This window comes from Synechococcus sp. WC101 (assembly GCF_047461555.1).
Taxonomy (GTDB): domain Bacteria; phylum Cyanobacteriota; class Cyanobacteriia; order Thermostichales; family Thermostichaceae; genus Thermostichus.
In genome coordinates this window covers 1-1,579 of the sequence record NZ_JANSHG010000282.1, presented here as the reverse complement: position 1 = coordinate 1,579, position 1,579 = coordinate 1, and the positions used below count along the sequence as shown (strand labels likewise).

At 62.5% G+C, this 1,579-nt stretch carries 1 protein-coding gene and 1 pseudogene; one reads left to right on the top strand and one right to left on the bottom strand.

Annotated elements, in window-relative coordinates:
* A pseudogene (locus NW809_RS12470) lies at positions 1–461 on the top strand (NAD(P)-dependent oxidoreductase); the annotation flags it as partial.
* Between the two features lie 61 nt (positions 462–522).
* On the opposite strand, the gene cobW reads toward NW809_RS12470, so the two are convergent.
* Positions 523–1,579, bottom strand: a 1,057-nt coding sequence (cobW, locus tag NW809_RS12465) for a cobalamin biosynthesis protein CobW (protein WP_414402289.1), incomplete at its 5' end; no start/stop codon positions are given.

Sequence of the window (1,579 nt, the reverse complement as noted above, 5' to 3'; positions counted from 1 at the left end):
CCCTCTACCCCACCCTGCTGTTTGGCGGCAGCCCCCACCACCCCTACTCCCACATCACCGCCGGCCTCAAGGAGGTGCTCCGCTGGCTGGATTTGATCCGCTTTTTGCGGGTGGATGCCAGCTTCCACTTCATCCACGCTGCCGATGTGGCCGAGATGGTGGCCCATTGGGTGGCCCATCCGCCGGGGGGAGGGGATTGGGTGTTGGGCAACCCCCCCTTGTCGGTGGATGAATGCGTAGAGCAGGTGTGCGCCTATTTTAAAAAACGGATTTATTTCCGCCTGCCCCTGCCCATCGGCCTATTTCGCGCCCTAGCCTTCCTACTTCGGGTGCGACTTTCGGCCTGGGATGAGTACTGCCTGCGCCACCGCCACTTTGTCTATCCGGCCCTCTCCCCAGCAGCGCTGGGCTTGCCCTGCCGCTTCCCTACCGTAGCCTCTCTTCTCGACGCCTACCTCTAGGCCACCTTTGATAGAGTCACGCAACTCCCCTCTCCCCAGGGGTAAGGGATCCCGACAGGGATCAGCCGGCAGAGGCCACTGCTTCTCTGTGAGCCAAGCCTTGAAGCTGAGCAGCAATGCGCTCCCGGTCGAGCCTCTGGCCGATGAACACCAGGCGGGTCAACCGCGGCTCTTGCGGGCGCCAGGGGCGGTCGTAGTAGGTCTCAAATCGGGATCCCACCCCCTGCAGCACCAGGCGCATCGGCTTGTGGGGCACGGCCACAAACCCCTTTACCCGGTAGAGGCATTCCTCTTGAGCCAGTTGACGCAGTTGGGCAACTAGGGATCCCGGCTCATAGCTGCCCTCCAGGCTGAGGCAGAAAGACTCAAAAGCTTCGTGCTCGTGCTCCTCCTCGAAGTCGTGGTGGCTGGGGCGGCGCTCCAACTGATCCTCCACCGCCGCCTGGAAGCCCAAGAGCACTTCTGGGGCAACCTGGCCCCGCTCACAGGGGAGAACTCGAACCTCAGGGCGCAATTGTTGCCGCAGCCAGCTCTCCACCTGGGTTCGCTCCTTCGGCGTGATCTGATCCACCTTGCTCAGCAGCACCAAATCAGCGCAGCTCAACTGATCCTCAAACAGCTCCTCAATGGGAGTCTCGTGATCCAGGCTCTCATCGGCCTGACGCTGCGCCTCCAGCGCCGCCAGATCCCCCACCAGTTGCCCAGAAGCCAGGGCCTGGCCATCCACCACTGCAATCACCGCATCCACCGTGGCGCCGGTGCGAATGGTGGGCCAGCGGAAAGCCTGCACCAGCGGCTTGGGCAAGGCCAATCCTGAAGTCTCAATCAGGATGCAGTCCAGCTCTGCCCGCCGCCGCAGCAGAGCCTCCATGGTCGGCAAGAACTCCTCCTGCACCGTGCAGCAGAGGCAGCCGTTGGCCAGCTCCAGAATGGGGATGGAGCCCCCTCCCTCGCAGAGTTGGCAATCCCGCAGCAGTTCGCCGTCGATGCCCACTTCGCCAAACTCATTGACCACTACGGCGATGCGGCAGCCCTGGTTGTTGAGCAAAAGGTGACGGATCAAAGTGGTCTTGCCGGATCCCAAAAATCCGGTGATGACCGTAACCGGAACTTTGTGC